Consider the following 16,190-nt stretch of genomic DNA (forward strand, 5'->3'; position numbering starts at 1 on the left):
AGTTACAAGCCGAAATAAGCGCCTAGCGCCGATGGAGATTATGACACATGACAGAGAAAGAGTTAGAGGGGTTCATTGAAGTGCGTCACGCCGTTGACGCGGTTCCATACCCTAAATTTGCCGAGTTAATCGGTAAGAAGCCCGCCACGGTTAAGAGCATGATTGAAGACGGTAAGTTGCCGATCATTCCGTGGAAGAACCCGGAAAGCCTGGGCGCCCGTGCTGAGAATTGGATCTATATTCCTGAGTTCAATCGTGCAATGCGTGACGCCTACTACAACCGTCCGAGAGAGCAGCGCGACGCTTGGTTGCTGTGGATCGGTCTTTGAGGTTATCGCGATGAGCCAGAAAACAGCCAACCACGAAAACCGGGTGCGTGAATGCAACGACATTCTGGACACCCATTTAAAAGATATGCAAACGGGATTCATGATTCGCACTAATAGCGGCGAGTTTATGATCAGGGATAAAAAGCTGATTAAGAAAATAACCAAAGACGTGGCCCGCCATGTTGATGGTAAATTGCTTAAATTGGGAATGTGAGGGGGCTTTTGTGGCTGTGCAATTAATACAGTTAAGTCGTCATTCATATTTATATCGTGGCTTCACTATTCAGAAATGCCCGCGTAATCCATTTACGTTTAAGCACTCTTATCGTATTTCCAGCAATGGTGATTATTACGGGCGTGACTTTGCTTTAGCGGAAGCCATGCGCACGGTTGATCAGATGTATAAGCAAGGGGGCAGTGATGCACGATGAAGGCCCAACACTGGCAAGCCTGCTTAAGCACGGGTGCCAGGTCACACACTTCAAGAACTCACGCGGCTGGCTGGAAACGCCGGACGGAAGATTTTTTAAGCCCGAACCGGCGAAGGTTCAATTTATCAAAGGTAAAAATAAACCGTTTATTTATACCCAAAGAATAAATAAAGGATTCCTGCTTGCACTGGCTGAATTATTTAAAAAACTAATTAAGTAATTCGGTTTTAAAAAATCAACTCTATTTTCTCCGCCTCTTTATTAAGTGGCGGCGGTTCAACTCATTATTTTTTGAGGAAGAGATAATGACTAGACGTGATCAATATAGCTTCATTTTGCATGTTCTTTTACCTGCTATCGAAAATGAAGGTTTAACCATTAAAACCCGCCGTGATGGCGAGTTAACCCTTTCTGCCAGTGGGTCAGTAACCACCAATTTTATAAGCAATCTGCGCCAGCACTGCATTGAAGAGTTGCAGCGCCCTTCTATTCCAGCTTCCCATTACGGAGTCCTGTAAAATGATCCGCCCGTTCATCAAATGGGCAGGGGGTAAAACCCGTGTCCTTCCTGACCTGCTGCCGCACCTTCCTAAAGCCGACTGCCTGATCGAACCGTTCGTAGGCGGCGCATCGGTATTTCTCGCGACTGAATACCGCCGCTATGTGCTGGCTGATATCAACCCGGATCTTATTAACCTGTATCGGGAAGTCACCCGTTACCCGGACTTAGTGATCGATGCGGCCCGCGAACTGTTCAACAGTAAGAACAGCCCGCAGGGATACAACGAAGTCCGCGCCGCATTCAATAAGCAGGTGGGTACGGTTAAAAGCGGTGGGTTGCGTTATGGCGCTGAAATGGCGTGCATCATGCGTGCTGCTCAATTCCTGTATCTGAACCGCCACGGTTATAACGGCTTATGCCGTTACAGCCGTAAGACCGGCTTTAACGTGCCGTTTGGCAAGTATAAGAGCAGCGTCTACTTTCCTGAAAATGAAATCCGCCTGTTTGCCGAAAAGGCCAACGATACAAAGGCAATATTTCTTTGCGCGCCGTTCCAGCGTTCTTTACAGGTCGTCACGGGTGGCGATGTTCTCGTTTACTGCGATCCGCCTTATCTGCCTGAGAGCAAAACAGCGGACTTCACCCAATACCATACCGAACCATTCACGGAAGACAACCACCGCCAGTTAGTCCAGGCACTGCTGGAAGTTAACCGTAAGCATGGCGTGAAGGTCGTCATTTCAAACAGCGACACCGAAGCCACCCGCGCGATTTATCAGCCCTTCAAGATGCACGAAATCAGCGTGCAACGTTCCGTCAGCACCGACAAAGACAACCGCCAGAAGGCCAAAGAAGTGATCGGCGTGCTGCCTGTCTGCGACTGCTGCGGGCGTTACGGCGGCGGTTGCCCTGATTGTGGCGCCGTGATGGGTGATGCGACTTACAACGCGATGGTTGCGGCGGGCACGTTTGACGATCTGGAGGCTTTTTAATGAATCTTATAGACGCCTGGATCGTTGAAATCATAAGCGTGAGTCGTGGCGAGATTGCGCCGTATTGGTTGGTTGAGGCGAAAGTAACAGCTTATGGAAGGGAGTCAATAACCACAATTCTGAAGAAATCAGAAGAGGAAGCCAAAGCCGTTAAAGTAGGGGATGTAGTTCAAATATGACCACGGAAACCCGTGGCCGTCGCGCCCCTTCTCCACCTCCACCGTATCCGGGTAGCACTGACAATGCTATCCCTTACGCTTATGGGGGAAACAGACCATACCAGCCTATTGGCGTTGATGTAGCGCCGGGGCTGGATGGTTTCGACTATCTCACGCCGGACGGCACGCGTAAGCATATTGCGTTCAGTGAACTGGTAGCGGAAGACGAAAAGCCGGAGCGCAGCAAGCTGCTGCGTCGCCGTCTGGCTTCACTTCCGCAGTATATCCGCCGCCACTTTGCCGCGAAGCTGGATGCACTGGAAGCGAAAGACCGCAAAGCGGCAGATCACTGGCTGGTTAATACCTTTGAGCGCCACGTATTAACGCGAATTGATAGCGTGAACAGTGTTTACCAGCCTGACACTATGATGCCCGGCATTCTGCTGCCAATCCGCGATCAGCTGTTCCGTATGCTCTGGGCAGGGAAGAAAGGGTTAAAAAGACTGGCTTATACGCTTGCCGATATCTTTACGAGCGAGTTTATACGCGAGTCCGATCACCAATTGGCACGCACCGGAGATCCTGAGTTCGCGGCGCTTTCTGGCTATGGCCGTATTGCGTCGCTGGCGGTGCATCTGAAAACGCCGATCCCCGGCTGGAAGGCGTATTGCAATGAAGAACTGGAAGCAGAGGACGCGTTACGCGCGGTTCTTCGCCTTGAGTCACCGCAGTGGTGGTTAAACCGCCTGCGCCGTATCCATGCCCGGTGGCGTGAGCATTTGATGATCGCAGCGGGATACGTCCAGAAAAAATCTTCCCCATACAGTAGCGCCCCGTGCCTTACGGAATGGCTGGCCCAGAAAAAGTCTAACCGTGAATACCTCAAGGCTATGGAACTGGAAGATCAGGACACGGGCGAGCGCATTTCACTGATCGATAAAGTCGCTGGCAGTGTTGCCAATCCGGCCAACCGTCGCCGCGAACTCATGACGAGAATGCGCGGCTTTGAAGATCTGGCGAAGCTGGAAGGGCTGGCCGGTGACTTCTACACGCTGACAGCACCTTCCCGTTACCACTCCATGCAGCATAACGGGCGCCGCAATAATAAATACTGTGGCGCGTCGCCGCGCGAGACGCAGCAATATCTTTGCAAAGTCTGGGCGAGAACCCGCGCAGCGTGGAAGAGAAAAGGGATCCGCGTCTTTGGTTTTCGCGTGGTCGAACCGCACCACGATGCAACGCCACACTGGCATTTACTTCTTTTTATGCGCCCGGAATGCGTCGAGCAGGCGCGCGAAATCTTCCGTAAATATGCCCTGAAAGAAGACGGCAACGAACCGGGAGCGCAGGAAAACCGCTTTCAGGTTGTGCCGATCGACGATGCCCACGGCAGCGCAACCGGCTACATAGCGAAATACATTTCGAAGAATATCGACGGCTTCGCGCTGGATGGTGAGAAAGACGACGAAACCGGGGAAGACCTGAAAGAAATGTCACTCCGCGTTAGCGCGTGGGCATCGCGCTGGGCTATTCGTCAGTTTCAGCAGATCGGCGGTGCGCCGGTCACGGTATATCGCGAACTTCGCCGCCTGGGCGATCGCGAACTGGTGTTACACCCTGAACTGGAAACCGCCCGGCAGGCCGCTAACGGTGGCGAATGGGATAACTACGTATTAGCCCAGGGTGGCCCATTGGTTGAGCGCGATAAGCTGCGCATCCGTCTGAATTATGAAACCACTGAAAACGGCAACGCCTACGGCGATAACGTCCAGCGAATCACAGGTATTTACTGCCCTATTACAGGCAATGACTCTTTGATCTTCACCCGCACCACTCAATACAAAATCGTGCCGAAGCGCCAGAGCGCTGACGGTGTGGCCGTTGACGTTGGTTTTTCAGGCGGCAGCGCCGCCCCTCGGAGTTCTGTCAATAACTGTACGCGGGATCCCGCGACATGTGCAGACGGTCTTGAACATGCCGATCACGAAGTGGGCGAGACGGTTAATTTTGATGCGCTTTCACGGCAGGAAAAGCGAGAACTGGCGCAGCGGCTTAGTGACGATGTGCGAAGTAAGCGTAAAAAACGGCCATCGGAACGGGAAGAGGGGGCCGGGCTATCCGTGAAAGAGCAGCAGATCAGTGAACTGCTGGTGCTGCGTGGAATTGATGCCAGTGCCGGAATGGTCAGATCGATGATGGCCGGTGCATCAGTGGCGTGTGGAGATCTTGTTATGACAGTGCAGGACGGGCGGCTGGTATCTCGCAACCGCGCAGCGTCCGGGCTGGATAAGCTGCCGTCGCAGGTCATGGCAGCGAAGAAAAAGACAAGTGACCTCGTGAATAGGATGAAGGCTGCTTTTTCGGGGCGGAAGTAGGGCGCCGATAGGCATGGCAGGTTTTGACAATGTGAAACCGAATTTCTTCAAATCGCGAGCAGATAGCAGGCGGTAAAGCTTACCGCCGCAGCGCAAAATATCTTAATCGCCTTCATGAATGTTATTTTGATGATCCATTATCGCCATTGCCAGTTCCAGCTTAGTGCTTTCTAATAATTCCTCACATAGAACCAAATCATGAATAATCTGTTGTAGTAAATCCTTGCTGACAGCGCCATCCGCAACCCAAACAGCAATGTTCTCCATTTCTTGGACAAAGAGCTTTACACAATGCTCAAACCCATTGATTTCAAGGAAGAATGCGGAGAGAAATATTCCGGATCTTTTATTGCCATCAGTAAAAGCGTGAAGTTTGTTCACTGAAAAAAACAAATGTGTGAGCTTTGACTCAAAGCTTGGGTAGTACCAATCATTTTGGATATGATCGAGGACACTCTCCAGTACTCCTCGATCGCGAATGCCTTGTAAACCGCCAGAGCGTTCAATGATGTGATCATGTACTGCTATGGCGTGCTCAATATCAAAGTAATTAAACTGAATCTCATCCATGGCAGCACCCTCTTAGCGATCTTTTAAGCGTTTAAACACTTCAAGAGTTTCAGGGTCATTGAGTCTCTCTTCGAGTGACTTGCTTTTCTCGCCTAAGAATCTCTCAAAGTCGCCTTCTGGTACCGATCGGACATAAGCCTCAAGTTTTTCATGCAAGGCATCACGGAAGCATAGATCCCTGCTCGCCATTTTGGTGCGAACATCAACCAGCATTGGCTCGTATAAGGGATGCTTTTCCATTGTTGATAAGATGGATTCTGCTTCTTTATATGTGAGTTTTCTGCCCAGGTGGGTGGCTTTTTGTTTTATCTCGTGAGCGAGGCCAGCTTCGAAACTAGCAATTAAGGTGAGAACCTCAGAATACATCGTGTCACGAATTTTATCGTTTTGATGTAGTTTCAGCACCTTGCGGTACTCATTTGCATTCTCATGGAAAATGCTCTGATAAATCGCATTGGTGAGTTTTCCAAACTTCCAACCATTGGCATCTACATAATCATTAAGAGCATCGGTGAACTGTTTCCGATAGCTTTCTTCCTTGAATGCTGCAACAAAATAATCTTCATCTCTTTGGTTGATAAATTTTGTATGTCCGCCAGCGCGTTCTGCCAGTGTGTCGATAACGATATCAAGTAAACGTGTTCGAATGATCCTCGCTTGCTCACTTTCAACAAGCAACATGGCAAGGTTTAATACGGCTCGAAATTTAAACACTCCAAGAACAGACGTTTTGGTACCCTCATTCATGAGGGTACCATCTGCCACCTCTTTGAATTCCTTTAAAATTTTCCCTTTTAGAATGATGTATCCGTTGTTCTTTAATTCATCAATGTTGCTGGTTAGGTACCTTTCTATCGTTGCGTCGCTAACATCAAAAATCTCAACCAATTGATTTTTGGTAAACACTATCTCGCCATCAAATTCGATCCCGCCCAAAGCAAGATGCTTTTCGGCGTGCTTGAGTGCATACGAATTATTGAGAATGTTTTGTCTGTCGTGAGCGGAGGTTGTCAGATCCTTAGCCATACCTTTTCCTCGATAGGGATACGATGCGAGTAAGATAGCATTGATTGCTAAGGCCGGTTAGTGCGGGAGTGTTGGAAAGGGGCTGCATTTTTTTGAAATCCAGAAGGAAAAAAATGCTGCAAAATTCCGCGCAAAACTGCACAAATTTTATGGTGGTTATTTTTCAGGAGCAGACCAGACGGGGCGGGCCTTCCGGTGGTCTGCACATTTGCACAAAAAAGCGGGGTTTCTGCGTGCGGGCGAGGCGGGGGAACCATCGCGCGCTGAGGGGGTAGGGAGGGTATGCCTGTTAATGCCCTTTTTCGCGTTTGTGCGGCTCTGTTTTGATGCGGTTGCGTTGTGGTCGGGTGAGGGGATGGAAAAGAAAAGCCCCTGCCAGCGTGGCGCTGAGGGGCTTCTATGGCGTTTGGCTTTTGGGCGGGCTGTGCTCACCCTCTGGCAGGGTGAAGCGTCAATCTTTTTGAATGGTCAGGCGGATGTTGATGGGGCTGCGAGGGCGTAAGGGTTGAAGCGGATCACCTCAATGCCCAGCCAGTCATTCAGCTCTTTCAGGCTTTCCTGTATCGGCGTCAGCTCGTTGATGGAGAAGACGCGGGCGGCTTTCTCAACGTCGCCAAACCCCCCGGCGTTGCCTGGCATCACCCCCATCAGTTGAGGCGGGACGCGATGCGCGGCAAGCATATCATCCCGCGTTGCATCCTTGATGCCGGTAAACTCATCCTTTGCCGCTATCTGGCTGAATGGCAGGATTTGCAAGCCGTCTTTCTTTCCGCCTGCTGCGTATACGAACAGGTTTTTAAAAGCGCCACCGCCGCGCGCATCCTTCAATGACTTTTTCAGGCTCTCAACGTCTTTGTTGTTGGCGATCGGGTCGGTCAGGTAGACGATTACCCCGGCGTGACTGCCGTTGATGTAGTAGTTACGGCGGAACATGGTCGCTTCACTGTTGAGCATGGCGCTTTGTAACGAGGCCATGTATTCAGGTGCACCGTAGATCTCCTGGTGGATGCTGGGGTTTTTTATCTGGCAGATGCTGCCCGGCTTGAATGGGTAGTCCGCATCGCGGCGGGTGATAAACCAGTATTGATCCTTTTTCAGGTCGCTGCCGCGCCGGGTATATTTGGCCTGGGCATGTTTTAACGCAATAGGCTCACCCAGCATGTTACGGCGCACCTCCATGTAGTTGTTGCCGAATACCAGATAATCCAGCACCCAAGCGCTCATTTCCTGCCTGCTCAGCAGTGGGTGAGGGATGTAGCAGGATGTGATCACATTACGCTTAAAGACCAGCGGAGACTGATGATAGGCCGTTGAATCAAACATTCGGGCAATGCCGTAGGGGCTGATCGGGGGTTCAAAATATACGCCGTTATCAGCACACTCCATGCAATCCAGCAACATACTGCGATCGGTGATGGCTACCGGGTCGCCAAAGCTGAATGACTCAATGCCTGCGGTTTCGTCGCTGGCTGGCTGCTGCGGTTTGGCCTGAAACTTTTGCTTTTTGCGGCTCACGTTTAAAACTCCTCTACAAAACTATCATTACCGCCGCCGCTTTCGCTGCCGATCGGCTCGTTATACAAGGCTGTCATAGATGCCCAGGCAAGATCGCCGTGATTGCTGCCGCGTTTGCGGTCGGAAACGTAGGTCATTACCCCGCCTTTCTGCACCTTGCGAACCGTCATAAATGACTGGACGAGATCCAGCATTCCCGCATCCATTTCCAGACGACCGGCACGGATTAGCATGAGCGCTTTCAGCACCATGGCGCGCTTGAGCGGGGCGGAATACTGGTATTTCACCGCCAGCGGGAAGAACTTGATCACCAGTTGCCAGACAGCATCGCCAATCCCGGTGGCATCAATCGCGATGTGCTGGACGTTGTAACGCTCTGTCAGTCCCTGAATGGCCTTTGCCTGCTCCTCAAACTCCATCCCACGAAGCTGGATGCGTTCAATGATGCGGAACTTGCCGCCCGGTACCGCTGGCGGAACGATGACGACCAGCCCGGCAGAGTCACCGTTACCGCTTCCCCCATTGGGGTCATAGCCAACCCAAACACCGCGATCGCCTATCGGTCTGGGTGCGAATGGGTTCCAGTCGGGCCATACATCATCGTTAAAGCCGTCAACGCAGCAGCCGATCATGGCGTTGTAGTTAAAAGCGCGCTCTCCAGCAGTCACGAAACGGCAACGATAGAGGTTGTCGTATTCTTCCGGGGAGTTCTCCATCTTGATGGTTTCAATTTTCACCAGGTTGAAGCCGAGTTTTACCGCGTCTTCAATGGTGACAATCTGCCGCCAGATCCCATCACCACCCAGCTTGCCGTTTTTCAGCGCCTTGTGGCTGACGTCTATTTCTACCCGTTCACCTCTGGGCCTTGCCTTGTTGAACAGGTCGCCAGTCCAGAAGGCATAGGCCTCATGTTCCTCCGTGGATGGCGTGGAAAAGTAGGTACGGCGCAGCCCTTCATGGGTTGCCATGCCTGCGGCGACTTTACGCAGCTCAAGGAAATTGTTGATCCAGAATGCTTCATCAAGATACAGATCGCCGGTGTAGCTCTGTGCCGTCGCTGCTGAGGTGCCGAGAAAGTAGAACGTTGCGCCGTTGCTTAGGGTGATGGCGTCGCCGCCTTTCAGCTCAACGCCAACCTGTGCCGCCAGTAGTTGGATGAACTTCTTGAACTGGAACGCCTGGGCGCGGCTGGCTGACAGAAAGATCTGGTTGTTGCCAGTTTCCAGCGCCCGTAACAGTGCTTCGCGGGCAAAGTACCAGGTGGCACCAATCTGGCGCGATTTGAGGATAAAGCGGTTGCGGCGTTCGCGCTGCTTGTACCAGCGTTTTTGATGCTCGTAGAGCGAATCCAGCACCAGAGCGCGCAGATCCCCGATCTGCTCTTCCGTAAAGTGGTTTTTCGGCTTTTTCTCGCGGCCTTTCTCTTCGCTGCGGCGCTCTTCGCGCTCCATCCTCACCAGTTGACGGGTTAACAGGTCAATGGTTTTGAAGTCATGCGCCGTCAGGTCTGGCTTTTCCGTCAGACGTAACAGCCGCACCTGCATCCGATCCTGTACGCGCTCCAGCGCTGTGGACTCGTCCCACTTATCGCGGCGACGCCATGAATACAGGGTGTTGGTACTCACGCCGATCGATTTGGCGATCTGCGTGATGCTGTATGCCTGCCAGTACATGACCTTAGCGGCAATCCGTGGCTCATCGTGGGAAGTCTGTTTCATGGTGGCAGAGTACCGCGCCCGCGCGCGCGTCGCTTCGGGTTGTCATTGTCGGAAAACGGCAACAACGGCAACGCTTTGCGCGATCCGGCTGGGGCGGGAATGATAGAGGCACTGGTTAATATCATTCACTCATTCGGGATTTCGACATGCCAAAGTCTAAATTTTTCCGCGTCGCTGTTGAGGGTGCCACCTGCGATGGTCGGACGCTGGAGCGCCAGCACATCGAACAGATGGCTAAACGCTTCAACCCAGCGTTATACGGTGCTCGCGTCAATCTGGAGCACTGGCGCAGCGCTTCACCAAACAGTGATTTCCGTGCTTATGGCGATGTTATTGCCGTCAAGGCTGAGGAAGTCACCGAAGAGCCGTTAAAAGGCAAGTTGGGGCTGTATGTGCAGGTTGATGCCACTGATGATCTGGTTGCCCTCAAAAAGAGCCGTCAGAAGATTTATCACAGCATTGAAGTGCATCCCTCATTTGCTGATACCGGCGAAGCCTATTTGATGGGGCTGGCCTGTACTGATAGCCCTGCCAGTCTGGGCACGGAAATGATGGAGTTTTGTGCCAAAAGCACCGTTAACCCGCTGGCCTCACGCAAGCACGATCAGGCTTGTTTCTTCACCGCCTCCGTTGAATCCACGATGGAATTTGAAGATGAGCAGCCGCCGCAGGACGAAGGCAAAAACTTCTTTGCCCGTATTAAGGCGCTGTTGGGCGGTACGCAGCAGCAGTTTAACCAGCAGAACGGTGAAAACCGTGAGGCTATCGAGGCGATTGCCGAGAGCCAGGGCAAGCTGCTGGACAGTACAACCCAGCTTTCTGCTGCGGTGAAAGGTAAGGCTGACGCCACCGAGCTGGAAAGCCTGCGTAAGGACTTCAAAGCGCTGGAAGAGAAACTGAAAGGCCAGGACGCCGAGCAGTACAACCAGCGCCCGCCTGCCACTGGCGGCGATGGTCAATCAACTCAACATCTGGCTGATTGCTGATAAGGCTCAGTGCGTCAGGCTCAGGAAAGGAAAAATAAGATGCGTAATACAACCCGCGATTTGTTTGATAAGTACATTCAGCGACAGGCTGAACTCAACCATATCAGCGCTGCCCACGTCACCAAGGCGTACAGCATTGATCCGAGCGTTGAGCAGACGCTTGAGGATAAGATCCAGCAGTCGTCTGAGATGCTGAAAAAAATTAACATTTACGGCGTTAACGATCAGACCGGTGAAAAAATTGGCCTGGGTGTGAGTGGCCCGGTATCCAGTACCAACAATTCCACCACGGATCGCCGTCAGCCTACCTCTGTGGCGGCGCTGGATTCGAATAAGTACACCTGTAACAAGGTGAACGCCGATACCTTTACGCCGTACACGCAACTTGATGCTTGGGCAAAATTCCCGGACTTTCAGCAGCGCCTCAGCAATCAGATCATCAAGCGTATTGCGCTCGATCGCATCATGATCGGCTTCAACGGTACCAGCTACGCGGAGAAATCAGACCGCGCCGCCAACCCGCTGTTACAGGATTGTGGTATCGGCTGGCTCCAGCAGTACCGCACTAACGCGGCCCAGCGTGTGATGAAGGATGTCACTGTGACCAGCCGTGACGACACCAACCAGGTGATCGCCAAAGGTGATTACGGTAACTATGACTCCATCGTATTTGATGCGGTCAACTCGCTTATGGATGAGTGGTACAAGGATTCGCCTGATCTGGTGGTGATTACCGGGCGTAATCTGACGGTTAACCGCTCCTTCCCGATCATCAACGCTGTAAGCACCAATAACCCTAACTCCGAAGCACTTGCCGGGCAGTTGATTGCATCGCGCAAAACGATCGGCAACCTGCCGTCATTTATCGCGCCATTCTTCCCTGATGGCAGCATGTTCATTACCTCCTGGGAAAACCTGTCCATCTACTGGCAGGAAGGCGGGCACCGTCGCCGCATCGTTGAAGAGCCGGAGTATAACCGCGTCTCAACGTACAGCTCTTCGAATGATGCCTACGTCATTGAAGACTACGGCTATGGCTGTCTGATCGAGGGCATCACCGCCGCCGAGCCAGCACCAGCACCATAAGACGCCGCAGGCCAGCAGTGCGCTGGCCTGCTCAGGGGGCATAAATGTTAACACCAGCACAAAAACATTTTGATCGGGTGATGGCTGAGCGCCGCAGTAATCGCGGTACAACCACCGCCGAAAGAACTGCATACGAGCAGATACTTTTTCGCCTGCGCATGGATAAAGCCGACCTCAGCCGCATCCAGTCGAATGCCGGTAAGGCGAAGCTGAAAAGCGAGCGCCTGCCGGATTACCAGCCATGGATTGATGGCGTACTGGCAGCGGATACGGGCCAGGCGGATGAAGTGATCACCACTGTAATGATCTGGGCAGCGGATGCCGGTGATATTGCGCAGGCGCTACGGATAGGCCAGTACGTGCTGCGCCATAAAATCCCGATGCCTGACCAGTACAAGCGCACCACCGCCACGGTACTGGTTGAAGAAATTTGTGATCCCATCCTTGCCGCCTTCAAAGCGAACCCGGCAAAGGCAAGCGTGAGCATTGACAACCTCAACGCACTGAACGGCATCACCACCCATGAAGATATGCCCGATCAGGTAAGGGCTAAGTTGTTTAAGGCCATGGGGTACACCGTGCGCCTTAATCAGGATGTTGAATCCCAGCAGCTTGCCCGCTCGCATTTGCAGGAAGCTATCAGGCTCAACGCAAAAATTGGCGTGGCGCGTGATATCGAACTGCTGGATCGCAATATCAAAAAGCTGACCGCAGCCAGCGGCGGAGAAGGCGAGGGCGATGCGCCACCGGTACAGCCGGAAGCGCAGCCAGAGGCCGCGAAAGCTGCGCCGGAGAAAGCGCCGCGCACTACCGCAGCCAAAAAGCCGAAAAACAGCCAGGCAAAACCGGCAGCAAAGAACAGGGCGACGCGCAAAGCCGCGAAGTCATAACGAATGTGCCCCCGCGCACCAGGCGGCACGGTGTGACGCAATAAGGCCCGGCCTCTACTGCGTCACGCCGTCCACCGCCTGCCTTATGGAGATACCTGTATGAGCCTGGTCGCCACTGAACCGGTAAGACCGCCATCAGATCCCGCGCCGGACGATGGCGGCGCAAAAGTTGAGAGCCTGCCTTTCTGGCCTGTGATTGTGCTGGCTGACCTGCGCCGCGCGATGCGCCTTGACGGGCAGGTAACAACCGATCGTCTTATGTCCCGCACCATTGAGGCCGTGGCCCACGTTAACGATCAGCTTCTTCTGTGGCGTCAGGTTCAGGTTGATGCTGGTTATCAGACTCTGGCTGAGATTCCCGCTGATCCGGTGAATGGCGAATCGGTGAAGGTCTGGCGCTATAAAAACGCCGTCTGGTCACTGACCAAAGCCCTGTTGATAGAGGGATATCGCGATATTGATACCACCAGTAAAGGGGATGACCACGCGCAGGCGCTCAGCACCCAGATAGATACGCTCTGGCGTGATGTTCGCTGGTCGATTCGCGATATCCAGAATGAAGATCGCGGCCTTGCGGAGCTGTGCTGATGAACGTACAGGCGCAGCAGGATGACACCGTTGATGAACTTTGCTGGCGGTATTACGGCAGGACGGCGGGAGTAACCGAAGCCGTGCATGAAGCCAATCCGGGACTGTGCGACAGCGGCCCGCTGCTGAGCGCCGGGCAGGTTGTTTATCTTCCCGAATTACCACCACCAACCCAGCGGGAAACCGTGCAGCTATGGGATTAATTACATATGAAAAATTCAAAGGATTAAGCGGGGTGTAAGTATGGTCGGTGAACCAATTTCTGGCGCTGCCGCTGCAACGGTGACTATTACGGGCGTCACATTCGCCAGCATGCTATCAGGCACTGACGCGGGCGTATTTGTCGGGGCTTTTGCCGGGGCTGTGGTTTATGTACTTTCCGCTGCGGAGTTAAGCCGGTTTGCTCAAGTTGGGTATTTCATAGCCTCTTTTTTGATTGGCGTACTCGCGGCAGATATGACAACGGGGCTTATCACGTTGGCGATCGGTAAATATCTCCCTGACGGCATTACGGTGGGTAAGTCTATTGGTGCAACCGTCGCCGCCGCACTGGGAGTTTATGTGCTTCTCATGCTCAGAAAAATAAACCCAGGGCGTTTATTTTCGGGGGGTGGCGATGGTAACGCTAAATGAACTTCTGCTTATCGTGAATGCAATTACATGCGCAGTGATCGCGGTGACTTTGGGTACTTATCAGCGTAATGGGGCGACTCATAAGCGTCTGGCTGCTTTGTTTGCCTGGGTGCTCATTGTTGCATGTGGTTCCGTCACCATCCTGATCGTTACCGGAAGGTATTCAACCGCAAACTTTGCAGAGACGGCGATCAATATGGCGCTCTGTGTGGCTGTTCTATCGGCTAAAGGCAACGTTATGAAGATCGTTAACCGGTCGGACGCAATGAACATAAGCAAACGAGGTGCCCGTAATGGCAAATAACTTTAATTTCAGCCAGCGAAGTGAAAATAACCTGAAAGGTGTTAACGCTGACCTTGTGAAAGTTGTCCGCCGCGCCCTTCAACTTTCCGCTGTTGATTTTGGTATCACCGAAGGGCTGCGCTCTGTAGAGCGGCAAAAACAGCTTGTTGCGGAAGGGAAAAGCCAGACGATGAACAGCAGGCACCTTTCAGGCCATGCGGTTGATGTGTTTGCGTACCCAACCCCGGCAGGCTCATGGGACTGGAAATTTTACCAGCAGATTTCCGAAGCCTTCAAACAGGCGGGAAAAGAGCTAAATATCCCCATTGAGTGGGGCGGCGACTGGAAGACGCTGAAAGATGGCCTGCACTTCCAGCTTCCTTATGCGGCGTACCCTGCATGATTCTGGCATGGCTCAGGCGATACTGGCGCGGCCTTCTGGCTGCGTTAATTCTGGGTGGTGCCTTCCTTTCTGGTTCATGGTTTGGTGCCCACCAGGCGAATACGGCATGGGCACTGAAATGGAAACAGCGGGATGCCGACGACGCTACCGCGCTGGCAAAGCGGCAGGCAGAAGCCAGAGCCGAAGAGCAGCGCCGACAAGGTGAAATAGATGCGATTGAGAGAAGGGCTGAGGGGCAGATTGCTCAGGCCGTTGCTGATGCTGACCATGCCCGCGCTGTTTCTGACGGGCTGCATGACGAAGCCGCAAAACTCGCCGCGAGATTGGCAGCAAGTGAACGCGCCCGCCGTGCCGCAACTGCCAGCGGAGGCCAGGCAGGCACCACCGGCAGCGAACTGCTTGCCGAGCTGTTCCGCCGCGCTGACCAGCGAGCGGGAGAGTTGGCGGCAATTGCTGATCAGGCAAGGATTAGAGGGCTGACCTGTGAAGCCGCTTATGATGCGCTGACAGGAGCCAGCGCGGTGGAGAAATAGCGATGTTAAAACCCGATCTGCTTCGCAAACATATCAGCCAGGCGGTGCCGTGGTTGCGTGACAACCCTGACAATCTGGCGGTGTACGTCCAGAAGGGGCGCATGGTCAGCACCGGGCAGCGCTCTGCCTCGTTTGAATACGAGTACACCATTGAGGTGCTGGCGATGGATTACCCTGAGCCACTGGATACCCTCAGCCTGCCAATTCTGGCATGGGCGCGCCTGTATCAGCCTGAGCTGCTATTCAACCCTGACCGTGCCCGCGATGGCATCACCTTTGAAGCGGATATCCTGAGCAATTCCACCATGGATGTGCTTATCAAAATTCAGGCCAGTGAGGCGGTTGTTGTCAAAGTTGAAGAGGGTAAGCCGGTCATACATCACCGCGCTGATCCTATGCCGGGGCCGGAGCTGGGTGCCTGGTCACTGGTCTTTGAGGATATGGTAAGCGGCGAAACATGGACGGACTAAATGAACGCTGATCCGCTGTTCCATGCCCTTGATGATTATCTGGCAACCGTGGCGGCGCAGCTCGCACCGGGCCAGCGTCGCAAGCTAACGCGCGAGGTGGCTATTGGTCTGCGCAAGCGCCAGCAGCAGCGTATCAACAGCCAGAAAAACCCCAGCGGAGAGAGCTATACGCCGCGCCGCCGTAAGATTTTGCGCACTCAGGGCGGGGTTAAATTCCTGTGGAAAGATGAAGTGCGCGAGCTGAGCAACTGGCGCACTACCGGGCGCGGCGAACAGCGCGCCATCACCGGCTATGATGTCGAGAAAGGGGCATTGCGCACGTTCTATAAGCGCGATATTGAGCGCTATATTGAAATCCATCTCAACCAGACCAAGCGCACCACCACCCGTAAAGAAAAGATGTTCCGCCGCCTGCGCACCGCTCGCTTTCTCAAGGCATACGGTACCGCCAGCGCCGCCGTGGTGGGTTACTCCGGGCATACCGCCGAGATCGCCAGTGTTCACCAGTATGGTGAGGTTGATACCGTGGCACCGGGTGCCCGTACCCGTTACCCGGCGCGTGAATTGCTGGGCTTTACGGAAAGCGATCTTGACTGGCTGGCGGATACTATCGTCAGTTTTCTGCAACCCTGACCCATTTCTGCAGTACTGTTAAAAGTGACAGTGCTCGATGCTTTTTCCCGCCACTGTCATAACTGGCAG

General features: G+C 53.3%; 23 protein-coding genes. 19 read left to right on the plus strand and 4 right to left on the minus strand.

The genetic code is table 11. The features are described from left to right. Positions 1-47: 47 nt before the first annotated feature. From GBC03_05515 to GBC03_05550, 8 genes are all read left to right on the plus strand, one after another. Positions 48-329, plus strand: a complete 282-nt coding sequence (locus GBC03_05515; GenBank protein ID QFS69703.1) for a regulator — start codon at positions 48-50, stop codon at positions 327-329. 10 nt (positions 330-339) lie between these two features. Next, a complete protein-coding gene (locus tag GBC03_05520) occupies positions 340-543 on the plus strand; it encodes a hypothetical protein (protein QFS69704.1) in 204 nt (67 codons plus the stop codon). Positions 544-553: 10 nt separating this feature from the next. Beyond that, a complete protein-coding gene (locus GBC03_05525) occupies positions 554-760 on the plus strand; it encodes a DUF4761 family protein (protein QFS69705.1) in 207 nt (68 codons plus the stop codon). Further along, positions 750-980, plus strand: coding sequence for a hypothetical protein (locus GBC03_05530; protein QFS69706.1), 231 nt, complete (start codon positions 750-752; stop codon positions 978-980). Before GBC03_05525 ends, GBC03_05530 begins: the two co-directional genes overlap by 11 nt. Before the next feature lie 85 nt (positions 981-1,065). After that, on the plus strand, positions 1,066-1,278 hold the full coding sequence (locus GBC03_05535) for a hypothetical protein (protein QFS69707.1): 213 nt from the start codon (positions 1,066-1,068) through the stop codon (positions 1,276-1,278). Position 1,279: 1 nt separating this feature from the next. Further along, a complete protein-coding gene (locus GBC03_05540; protein QFS69708.1) occupies positions 1,280-2,254 on the plus strand; it encodes a Dam family site-specific DNA-(adenine-N6)-methyltransferase in 975 nt (324 codons plus the stop codon). Next, the gene (locus tag GBC03_05545; GenBank protein QFS69709.1) at positions 2,254-2,433 is read left to right on the plus strand and encodes a hypothetical protein; all 180 of its coding nucleotides are present in this window, start codon (positions 2,254-2,256) and stop codon (positions 2,431-2,433) included. The genes GBC03_05540 and GBC03_05545 overlap by 1 nt, the downstream gene beginning before the upstream one ends. Next, a complete protein-coding gene (locus GBC03_05550; protein QFS69710.1) occupies positions 2,430-4,787 on the plus strand; it encodes a replication endonuclease in 2,358 nt (785 codons plus the stop codon). The genes GBC03_05545 and GBC03_05550 overlap by 4 nt, the downstream gene beginning before the upstream one ends. A gap of 102 nt (positions 4,788-4,889) precedes the next feature. On the opposite strand, the gene GBC03_05555 is transcribed toward GBC03_05550, so the two are convergent. The 4 genes from GBC03_05555 to GBC03_05570 all read right to left on the minus strand — a co-directional run bounded on the left by GBC03_05555 (position 4,890) and on the right by GBC03_05570 (position 9,616). After that, positions 4,890-5,348, minus strand: coding sequence for a type II toxin-antitoxin system death-on-curing family toxin (locus tag GBC03_05555; GenBank protein ID QFS73922.1), 459 nt, complete (start codon positions 5,346-5,348; stop codon positions 4,890-4,892). Positions 5,349-5,369: 21 nt separating this feature from the next. Then, entirely contained in the window at positions 5,370-6,383 is a 1,014-nt protein-coding gene (locus tag GBC03_05560) for a DNA-binding protein (GenBank protein QFS69711.1), read from the minus strand. A gap of 468 nt (positions 6,384-6,851) precedes the next feature. Beyond that, the gene (locus GBC03_05565; protein QFS69712.1) at positions 6,852-7,898 is read right to left on the minus strand and encodes a phage portal protein; all 1,047 of its coding nucleotides are present in this window, start codon (positions 7,896-7,898) and stop codon (positions 6,852-6,854) included. Between the two features lie 2 nt (positions 7,899-7,900). Then, positions 7,901-9,616 (minus strand): oxidoreductase, encoded by a 1,716-nt coding sequence (locus GBC03_05570; protein ID QFS69713.1) that lies wholly within the window; start codon positions 9,614-9,616, stop codon positions 7,901-7,903. A gap of 146 nt (positions 9,617-9,762) precedes the next feature. On the opposite strand from GBC03_05570, the gene GBC03_05575 reads away from it, so the two are divergent. The 11 genes from GBC03_05575 (at position 9,763) to GBC03_05625 (ending at position 16,121) form a co-directional block, all read left to right on the plus strand. Next, positions 9,763-10,602, plus strand: coding sequence for a phage capsid protein (locus GBC03_05575; protein QFS69714.1), 840 nt, complete (start codon positions 9,763-9,765; stop codon positions 10,600-10,602). Positions 10,603-10,641: 39 nt separating this feature from the next. After that, positions 10,642-11,688, plus strand: coding sequence for a phage major capsid protein, P2 family (locus GBC03_05580; protein QFS69715.1), 1,047 nt, complete (start codon positions 10,642-10,644; stop codon positions 11,686-11,688). Between the two features lie 44 nt (positions 11,689-11,732). Next, positions 11,733-12,578, plus strand: coding sequence for a terminase (locus GBC03_05585; protein ID QFS69716.1), 846 nt, complete (start codon positions 11,733-11,735; stop codon positions 12,576-12,578). 99 nt (positions 12,579-12,677) lie between these two features. Further along, on the plus strand, positions 12,678-13,166 hold the full coding sequence (locus GBC03_05590) for a capsid assembly protein (GenBank protein ID QFS69717.1): 489 nt from the start codon (positions 12,678-12,680) through the stop codon (positions 13,164-13,166). Next, entirely contained in the window at positions 13,166-13,369 is a 204-nt protein-coding gene (locus tag GBC03_05595) for a phage tail protein (protein ID QFS69718.1), read from the plus strand. The genes GBC03_05590 and GBC03_05595 overlap by 1 nt, the downstream gene beginning before the upstream one ends. Before the next feature lie 40 nt (positions 13,370-13,409). Further along, a complete protein-coding gene (locus GBC03_05600) occupies positions 13,410-13,799 on the plus strand; it encodes a hypothetical protein (GenBank protein ID QFS69719.1) in 390 nt (129 codons plus the stop codon). Beyond that, entirely contained in the window at positions 13,783-14,103 is a 321-nt protein-coding gene (locus GBC03_05605; GenBank protein ID QFS69720.1) for a phage holin family protein, read from the plus strand. The genes GBC03_05600 and GBC03_05605 overlap by 17 nt, the downstream gene beginning before the upstream one ends. Next, positions 14,093-14,485, plus strand: a complete 393-nt coding sequence (locus GBC03_05610; protein ID QFS69721.1) for a M15 family peptidase — start codon at positions 14,093-14,095, stop codon at positions 14,483-14,485. Before GBC03_05605 ends, GBC03_05610 begins: the two co-directional genes overlap by 11 nt. Next, positions 14,482-15,018: a DUF2514 family protein gene (locus GBC03_05615; protein QFS69722.1), complete on the plus strand. Its 537-nt coding sequence runs from the start codon at positions 14,482-14,484 to the stop codon at positions 15,016-15,018. Before GBC03_05610 ends, GBC03_05615 begins: the two co-directional genes overlap by 4 nt. Positions 15,019-15,020: 2 nt before the next feature. After that, positions 15,021-15,488, plus strand: a complete 468-nt coding sequence (locus tag GBC03_05620) for a phage tail protein (GenBank protein QFS69723.1) — start codon at positions 15,021-15,023, stop codon at positions 15,486-15,488. Continuing rightward, positions 15,489-16,121 (plus strand): phage virion morphogenesis protein, encoded by a 633-nt coding sequence (locus GBC03_05625; GenBank protein QFS69724.1) that lies wholly within the window; start codon positions 15,489-15,491, stop codon positions 16,119-16,121. The last annotated feature ends 69 nt before the right edge of the window (positions 16,122-16,190 follow it).

Origin of the sequence: Citrobacter telavivensis, from assembly GCA_009363175.1 — a bacterium.
Classification (GTDB): domain Bacteria; phylum Pseudomonadota; class Gammaproteobacteria; order Enterobacterales; family Enterobacteriaceae; genus Citrobacter_A; species Citrobacter_A telavivensis.

Bases quoted from the DNA above. Each gene is read 5' to 3' on its own strand.
- GBC03_05535 (QFS69707.1), top strand. From the start codon at position 1,066: ATGACTAGACGTGATCAATATAGCTTCATTTTGCATGTTCTTTTACCT.
- GBC03_05530 (QFS69706.1), top strand. From the start codon at position 750: ATGCACGATGAAGGCCCAACACTGGCAAGCCTGCTTAAGCACGGGTGC.
- GBC03_05620 (QFS69723.1), top strand. From the start codon at position 15,021: ATGTTAAAACCCGATCTGCTTCGCAAACATATCAGCCAGGCGGTGCCG.
- GBC03_05625 (QFS69724.1), top strand. From the start codon at position 15,489: ATGAACGCTGATCCGCTGTTCCATGCCCTTGATGATTATCTGGCAACC.
- GBC03_05585 (QFS69716.1), top strand. From the start codon at position 11,733: ATGTTAACACCAGCACAAAAACATTTTGATCGGGTGATGGCTGAGCGC.
- GBC03_05575 (QFS69714.1), top strand. From the start codon at position 9,763: ATGCCAAAGTCTAAATTTTTCCGCGTCGCTGTTGAGGGTGCCACCTGC.
- GBC03_05520 (QFS69704.1), top strand. From the start codon at position 340: ATGAGCCAGAAAACAGCCAACCACGAAAACCGGGTGCGTGAATGCAAC.
- GBC03_05595 (QFS69718.1), top strand. From the start codon at position 13,166: ATGAACGTACAGGCGCAGCAGGATGACACCGTTGATGAACTTTGCTGG.
- GBC03_05515 (QFS69703.1), top strand. From the start codon at position 48: ATGACAGAGAAAGAGTTAGAGGGGTTCATTGAAGTGCGTCACGCCGTT.
- GBC03_05545 (QFS69709.1), top strand. From the start codon at position 2,254: ATGAATCTTATAGACGCCTGGATCGTTGAAATCATAAGCGTGAGTCGT.
- GBC03_05540 (QFS69708.1), top strand. From the start codon at position 1,280: ATGATCCGCCCGTTCATCAAATGGGCAGGGGGTAAAACCCGTGTCCTT.
- GBC03_05610 (QFS69721.1), top strand. From the start codon at position 14,093: ATGGCAAATAACTTTAATTTCAGCCAGCGAAGTGAAAATAACCTGAAA.
- GBC03_05570 (QFS69713.1), bottom strand. From the start codon at position 9,616: ATGAAACAGACTTCCCACGATGAGCCACGGATTGCCGCTAAGGTCATG.
- GBC03_05560 (QFS69711.1), bottom strand. From the start codon at position 6,383: ATGGCTAAGGATCTGACAACCTCCGCTCACGACAGACAAAACATTCTC.
- GBC03_05600 (QFS69719.1), top strand. From the start codon at position 13,410: ATGGTCGGTGAACCAATTTCTGGCGCTGCCGCTGCAACGGTGACTATT.
- GBC03_05605 (QFS69720.1), top strand. From the start codon at position 13,783: ATGGTAACGCTAAATGAACTTCTGCTTATCGTGAATGCAATTACATGC.
- GBC03_05580 (QFS69715.1), top strand. From the start codon at position 10,642: ATGCGTAATACAACCCGCGATTTGTTTGATAAGTACATTCAGCGACAG.
- GBC03_05550 (QFS69710.1), top strand. From the start codon at position 2,430: ATGACCACGGAAACCCGTGGCCGTCGCGCCCCTTCTCCACCTCCACCG.
- GBC03_05615 (QFS69722.1), top strand. From the start codon at position 14,482: ATGATTCTGGCATGGCTCAGGCGATACTGGCGCGGCCTTCTGGCTGCG.
- GBC03_05590 (QFS69717.1), top strand. From the start codon at position 12,678: ATGAGCCTGGTCGCCACTGAACCGGTAAGACCGCCATCAGATCCCGCG.